The 6,215-nt window shown below is 63.9% G+C and carries 6 protein-coding genes and 2 pseudogenes; 4 read left to right on the forward strand and 4 right to left on the reverse strand.

The window, feature by feature from the left end:
* Window positions 1-135 precede the first annotated feature (135 nt).
* Both EAH89_RS24970 and EAH89_RS24975 read right to left on the reverse strand, forming a co-directional pair.
* Window positions 136-1,493, reverse strand: a protein-coding gene (locus EAH89_RS24970) for an IS3 family transposase (protein WP_408906323.1) whose coding sequence is annotated in 2 segments (ribosomal slippage) — window positions 136-1,149 and window positions 1,152-1,493 — 1,356 coding nt in all. Because the reading frame shifts where the segments join, the coding sequence is not laid out codon by codon here.
* 595 nt (window positions 1,494-2,088) lie between these two features.
* On the reverse strand, window positions 2,089-2,421 hold the full coding sequence (locus EAH89_RS24975) for a hypothetical protein (RefSeq protein ID WP_140886424.1): 333 nt from the start codon (window positions 2,419-2,421) through the stop codon (window positions 2,089-2,091).
* A gap of 443 nt (window positions 2,422-2,864) precedes the next feature.
* Here EAH89_RS24975 and EAH89_RS33785 point away from each other — a divergent pair.
* Window positions 2,865-3,002: pseudogene (locus tag EAH89_RS33785) on the forward strand (IS256 family transposase); the annotation flags it as partial.
* Here the strand turns inward: EAH89_RS33785 and EAH89_RS24980 are convergent.
* Together EAH89_RS24980 and EAH89_RS24985 are read right to left on the reverse strand one after the other, a co-directional pair.
* Window positions 2,985-3,441, reverse strand: a pseudogene (locus EAH89_RS24980) (transposase); the annotation flags it as partial. The pseudogenes EAH89_RS33785 and EAH89_RS24980 sit on opposite strands and share 18 nt — an antisense overlap.
* A 54-nt stretch (window positions 3,442-3,495) precedes the next feature.
* Window positions 3,496-3,861 carry a hypothetical protein gene (locus tag EAH89_RS24985; protein ID WP_140886425.1) on the reverse strand — a complete coding sequence of 122 codons (366 nt, stop codon included), beginning with the start codon at window positions 3,859-3,861 and terminating at the stop codon, window positions 3,496-3,498.
* Between the two features lie 399 nt (window positions 3,862-4,260).
* Between EAH89_RS24985 and ctrA the strand changes: the two genes are divergently transcribed.
* From ctrA to EAH89_RS25000, 3 genes are all read left to right on the forward strand, one after another.
* Window positions 4,261-5,010 carry a response regulator transcription factor CtrA gene (gene ctrA, locus EAH89_RS24990; protein ID WP_140886426.1) on the forward strand — a complete coding sequence of 250 codons (750 nt, stop codon included), beginning with the start codon at window positions 4,261-4,263 and terminating at the stop codon, window positions 5,008-5,010.
* Window positions 5,011-5,316: 306 nt separating this feature from the next.
* Window positions 5,317-5,958, forward strand: coding sequence for a PDC sensor domain-containing protein (locus EAH89_RS24995; protein ID WP_140886427.1), 642 nt, complete (start codon window positions 5,317-5,319; stop codon window positions 5,956-5,958).
* Between the two features lie 54 nt (window positions 5,959-6,012).
* A partial coding sequence (locus EAH89_RS25000) for a transposase (RefSeq protein ID WP_140886428.1) occupies window positions 6,013-6,215 on the forward strand: 203 nt, incomplete at its 3' end.

The following is a 6,215-nucleotide window of genomic DNA, read 5'->3' on the forward strand; positions in this document are numbered from 1 at the left end:
GAGGCACGCTCCGAGTGTCAGACATGGCATGCACGTCATGGTCCATCAGATCTGCCCGGTGTGTCCGTCGTCGAATGCTTTGGGACAGGGAGGGTGCTGGCTTAGTGGAGGCTCCGGCGCATCTGGTGGTTGACGTTAGGCGGCTCGACGTTGGTGCAGCAAGCGTCGCTGCTGGATGGTCTGGCGCTTGATGCGTTCTCGCTCGAGCAGGATGGTCTGCCCTCGGCCGAGATAGACGTCGGCCGGGGTGAGGTTCTGCAGGCTCTCGTGGTAGCGCTGGTGATTGTAGTGCGCGACGAAGGCCTCGATCTGCGCCTCAAGGTGGCCGGGCAGGAGGTAGTGCTCGAGCAGGATCCTGTTCTTGAGCGTCTGGTGCCAGCGCTCGATCTTGCCCCCGGTTTGCGGGTGGCAGGGAGCACCGCGGACATGCGCGATGCGCTTCTCGTCGAGCCACTTGGCCAGGTCGTCTGCGATGTAGCAGGGGCCGTTGTCGGAGAGCAGCCTTGGCCGGTGCAGGGCCTTTGCCTGATCGCAGCCGGAGGCGGCAAGGGCCTCCTCCAGTGTTTCCGTGACGTCGCTCGCCGCCATGGTGGTGCAGAGCTTCCAGGCGACGATGTACCGGGAGAAGTCGTCGAGCACGGTGGAGAGATAGAACCAGCCCCAGCCGGTCACCTTCAGGTAGGTGAAGTCCGTCTGCCAGAGTTGGTTCGGCGCCGTGGTCTTGGTGTGGAACTCATCGGCCGCCTTGACCACGATGAAGGCCGGGCTAGTGATCAGGTCGTGCGCCTTGAGCAGGCGGTAGACGGAAGCTTCCGAGACAAAGTAGCGCTGCTGGTCGGTGAAGCGCACGGCGAGTTCGCGCGGGGACAGCTCGGGCGCCTCCAGCGCCAGATCCACGATGCGGGACCGCACGGCGTCGGGGATGCGGTTCCAGACCCGCTCCGGTCGGGATGACCTGTCCTTGAGCGCCTCGGGGCCGCCGTCCTGGTACAGCTCGTACCAGCAATAGAAGGTCGCCCGTGGGATCCCGAGCCGCTCCAGGGTGCGCCGGACCGGCAGGTGTGATCCCTCGACCAAGCGGATGATCTCGAGCTTCTCGGCAGCTGGGTGCCTCATTCGCGGCCGTCCCCATCCGCGATCATGCTTTTTTTAAGCAGCCGCAGCTCGAGCGCCTGCTCCGCCACCACTTCCTTGAGGGTGCGGGCCTCCTGACGGAGGTTCTTGACCTCGTCCGTCGTGGCCGCCCGGGCCGTGTCCCCAGCCAGGCGGCGATTGCCCGCCTCCAGGAATTCCTTCGACCACGTGTAGTACAGGCTCTCGGCAATGCCCTCGCGGCGGCACAGGGCGGCAATGCTCTCCTCCCCGCGCAAGCCCTCCAGCACGATCCGGATCTTGTCCTCAGCTGAGAGGTGCTTGCGGGTCGCCCGGCGGATGTCGCGCACCACCCGCTCGGCGGACGGCTTCGCGTTCAGTGTCGCTGGCTTCTGGCTCATGGCTCGTTCCCTGGCGGTTACGATGAACCGGAAACTCTCCTTTCCTCAACCATCCCCCTCTGTCTCATGAGCCCTGACGGCGGACACTGCCCGGTGCGACATGCCGCAGTTGGCGGTCCGATCCCAGCCTGTCCGGATGAGGACATAGCTGTCCGGAAGGTCATGGACCACGCAGAGAGGCCCTCCCAGTGAGCAGCACTTGCCGAGGCTAGCCAGCGCCGGACAGCTTCATAACAACATCATCAAAGGTACCCTTCACAACGATCGCGTATGAGAAGCCTGACATGTGGACCTCCGTTGTCGCCGTGAGGCCCACCGGAAGAACGGCGACAACCATCGCCGGGTTGATGGCAACGGGGAGGCTGTTCGATTGTACAAAGTGAACCAAAGCGAGCATGAGGCACTCCCAAGGAGCCTTCGGTTGGCAGCCCTCTTGCCGTAATGCGGCAGCCGCCTGTTTAGAGAAAGCTTTCACACGCATCTTAGTGCGAGCCAGTCACGTTTCATTGCAGATTAGTTACGGCGGACTTACGCCGTGGTGTCAGCCGTTCTCTCGCATTGCGTTGGCCGTGAGCCGGGAAATGCTTACCCCGCCTCAGCGCACCCCGACGGCGTCGATGGCCAGCATCGGCGAGGCACCGACCCGCCAGCGCTCAGGCACCAGCAATACCCGTTCACGTGGCGCCGCCTCGAAGGCTTGGGGTGGGCGGCTATTGTCGATGAAGCGGCCGATTTGATCCTGGAAAGCAGCCTCATCGCGCCACATCCCCACATTGTAGAACGAGGTCCAGCGTGGATCGAGGCCGCTCCAGTTGATCCACACCAGCCTTTGGCGATCGGCCGGCGAGCTGAGGAACTCCGCCACTAGGCCGGACCTGTCCGCCACCCTGGCGCGGGTGGACCAATACTGCAGGAACTGATCCTCCATTCCATGGCGGATCTTCCAATGCACAACAATGATCCGCAGGGGCGTCGTTGCGACAGGAGCGGCAACAGCTGCAGTACCGGACGCACTCGCCGAGGGCTGGGCAGCGACGATTGGTGGGTTACTGACCGGGGCGCACCCAGCCAGGGCGGCCAAAATCAGGATCGGAAGCGATCTCATCGGGTCACCATGTGTTACTGACTGGTAGGGTCTGCACAAACTCAGGACGTGGCAACCAAGAACGTGCCCGTCTCCGTGCCCCAAGTTCGTGGCCGGCGCGCTCCAGCGGCTTCAGCTGTGGTGGGAAGCGGTACTGCCGCGAGATGACCAGCTGGGTCGTGCCGCTCTAGTGGTGTAGGAGGCGGCCGCTCGGGTTAGGGCAGCCATCGTGGTGAACTTGGCTAGAGTTAGGTTGCGAGACGCAACACTGACCACAGGACACCACGATAACCGATGAGAGGATTGCCTTTCGGCAGGTGGTAGAGAAGGGCTCTGACGCAACGTTTCTGCGAGAGATGATCGGCTTTGCGGCCCACCGGCGGATGGGGCTGGATGCCGAGGGAGCCTGTGATGCCGCCCATGGTCCTCTTCACCACCCAGCGACGTGGGAGGACGTGGAAGCCTTTCTGATCGGAACGCCGGACGATTTCGACGACGAAGTCGAGAAAGGCCGCCTTGTCCATCAGCTTGGTGCGGTCGTAGCCTGCGTCGGCGAAGAGGTGCTTCCTGAACAGGAGGCGCCGCACCAAGCGCCGAAACCCCCAGTACACGGTCTGCCACGGCCCAAAGTGGATCGGGAGCATCCGCCAGCCACCGCCCGAGCGCGCCAGGGAGCGGATCGCGTTCAGCACCTCGCGCAGGTCCACCGAGGGCTTTCTACCCCGCGTCAGCGGCTTCGGCATCAATGGCTCGACCCGCGCGTTGGACGCAGTGCCTCCAACCCTCATCCGTCAGGTCAGACGGGTAGCGCTTCGTCTTGCGGGCAAGCTCAGCCATCCGGCGACGCGTCTCTCGGGTCCATATCCCGAGCTTGAATCACCTTGCCCGCGCCCTGCCAAGCCATTCTCAAACGGTCACTCAGAGCAGCCTTGTCTGAGCGCGAGCAAGGAAGGGGGCAGCGACCTGATCGATGCTGCTCTGAATGGCAAGCAGGACGGCCTTGACGGAGCTGAAGCTTTGCACCGTGACCTGCTCGTCGCCGCGCATGGTGCTCATCTGCAATTCAGCGCCGGAACGCCAGACGGCAAACAAGGCGTCGCATGTAGTGTCCGCGGAGGAGATGACGAGGGTCAGGTGCCCGTCATAGCCCTCCTGCCGATCGATCTCCCAAGTGCCGGGGACCCGGGACATTCCCAGTTCGAGTTCGCTCGCCTGGGCAGCGGAGAGGCTGTGGAAGGCCCGTAGAGAGGCTGTAGTGTTCGACTGGTATTGCTCGGGGCGCATTTTGTGCTCCTGACGTCTCGCGCCGGCCTTCGGAAACCGGCGTTGACTGGCATCCAGGACAATTGCGGCGGAAGGTTAACAAGTCATGACTACCGGTCTGCCGGTCTTCGCATCCGCAACCAAAAGCCTGTCAGAACCACAATCATAGGTTGTATGACCTTGGGCAGCGCTTGCCGTGTGGCCGCTGGTCCTCGGACACAGCTTCGACCACTGAGCAGAAGCAGTTGATCCAGCATAAAGGCGGATTGCTCTTGGTTCTTCGCTGTCCAACCCAGCAAACCTAACCGCGGTCCCGATGCCTTTCCTCATGGCTAAGGCAAAATTTGGCATCGAAACGACTTGTCAACTTCGCGCTATGGTTGTATCAATGATCACGAGTTAGTGATTGGAGCCCGTCACATGCGTGTCCTGCTCGTCGAAGATGACCTGACCACCTCGCGTGGGGTGACCCTCATGCTCAAGACCCAGGGCATGATCGTGGACGCCGCCGACACCGGCGAGGAGGCGCTCGAGCTCGCGCGCCTCTACGACTACGACATCGTGGTGCTCGACCTCATGCTGCCGGACATGGAGGGCTACGAGGTGGTCCGCCGCCTGCGCGCCGGCCGCAGCGCGACCCCGGTGCTGATCCTGTCGGGCCTCTCCCGCCCGGGCGCCAAGGTGCAAGGCTTTGGCCTCGGCGCCGACGACTTCATCGTCAAGCCCTTCGACAGCCAGGAACTCATCGCCCGCATCCAGGCCATCGTCCGCCGAACGAAGGGCTTTGCCCAGCCCAACATCTCGGTCGGCCGCCTCAACCTCGACCTTGGCGCTCACGCGGCCACCGTCGGCGGCAAGCCCGTCCACCTCACGGGCAAGGAGTACGCCATCCTCGAGCTCCTCACCCTGCGCAAGGGCATGGTCATGACCAAGGAGGCCTTCCTCAACCACCTCTACGGCGGCATGGACGAGCCCGAGGTCAAGATCATCGACGTCTTCATCTGCAAGCTCCGCAAGAAGCTCGCCCAGGCCGGCTGCGAGGACCTCATCGGAACCGTCTGGGGACGCGGCTACGTCCTGCGCGACCCGGCGCAGGGCATGATCCGCAGCCCGTCCGTCGACCTGGCGCCTAGCTCTTACCAGTATACAGCCTCTCAGGCTCAAGCCTGAGAGGCTGATACCCGCGGGCGAGCCTCGCCCCCAATTAGAGGGGGTTATGCCTCGATAGGTGCGGCCTTGCGCCACACGGCACGCGGGTGCCTTGAAGAGCGTCACGGCCTTCCAAATGCGATCGCTCCTCTGTGCCATCCGGCACGAGCCTTCATCGCGTGTTGATAACATCGCTCTAGCGTCGCAGGTCACCCTCATAAACGTCGGTGTGCTGGGACATCCTTCGTGGCCAGAACCGCTTCTCCGTGCAGGATGCTCATCCGTCGCTACGCATCTGTGCGACTAGCAGCGGTGACGGCTGGACTGTTGTTCGCTGCCGCTGCCGCTTGCGTTCTGTGGCTTGGCGCGGTGGCAGAAGGCGAGGCGCAGCAGCACCGCGTCCTCGTTTTGGACGATCTCGCGCGCCAAGCGGCCATCCAGCTTGACCACGGCATGGCCGAACGCGTCTCGCAGCTCACCGATGTGGTCGCCAGCGGCGATCTACGGAGCCTTCACCATCCGCCAGGCATTCGAGACCTGCTCGAGCGGGTGAAGGAGAGCTGGGCTCCTTACGCTTGGATCGGCGTCACGGACGCCGCAGGCCGTGTGGTTGCTGCCTCGAATGGCTTGCTGGAGGGGAACGACGTCTCGGTCCGCCCTTGGTTCCAGCACGGCCGTGCCGGCCTCTTTGTCGGGGACGTGCACGAGGCTGCTCTACTCGCCAGCCGCTTGCGGGGTCCGGAGGGGGAGCCGCTCCGCTTCGTCGACATCGCGCTACCCCTTCGAGATGCAGATGGCGGCCTCTTGGGCATGCTCGGTGCCCATATCTTCTGGGACTGGGCGAAGCAGGTGGAGCAGTCGGTCCTCAGCCCATCTCAGGAAGCTGGCGGGGTCGAGCTTCTCATCGTGTCAGCAGACGACCAAGTCCTTCGTACTCGTCCGGCGAGGGCCGCCTTCTGTGAGGGATGATGACCTCTGACCTTAGTGACCGCTCGTGAGGGCGACGCAAAGGACGGGGGCGGGATGGAGATCATCACCGGGGTTGAGCGGCGTCGTCGCTGGCGTGCCGAGGACAAGCTGCGCGTGCTGGCCGAGGCGGCGCAGCCCGGGGCGCGGACGTCGGAGGTGGCCCGGCGGCACGACATCAGCCGCGGGCTGCTGTGGTACTGGCGGCGTCAGTTGCGGCAGGGGCAGCTCAGGGTGCATGACGCGCCTGAGCCGATGTT

Source organism: Muricoccus nepalensis (genome assembly GCF_006438825.1).
Taxonomy (GTDB): domain Bacteria; phylum Pseudomonadota; class Alphaproteobacteria; order Acetobacterales; family Acetobacteraceae; genus Roseomonas; species Roseomonas nepalensis.

Excerpts from the sequence above, each read along its gene's own strand:
- EAH89_RS24975 (WP_140886424.1), bottom strand. The coding sequence starts at position 2,421 with ATGGAGGATCAGTTCCTGCAGTATTGGTCCACCCGCGCCAGGGTGGCG.
- EAH89_RS24985 (WP_140886425.1), bottom strand. The coding sequence starts at position 3,861 with ATGCGCCCCGAGCAATACCAGTCGAACACTACAGCCTCTCTACGGGCC.
- ctrA (WP_140886426.1), top strand. The coding sequence starts at position 4,261 with ATGCGTGTCCTGCTCGTCGAAGATGACCTGACCACCTCGCGTGGGGTG.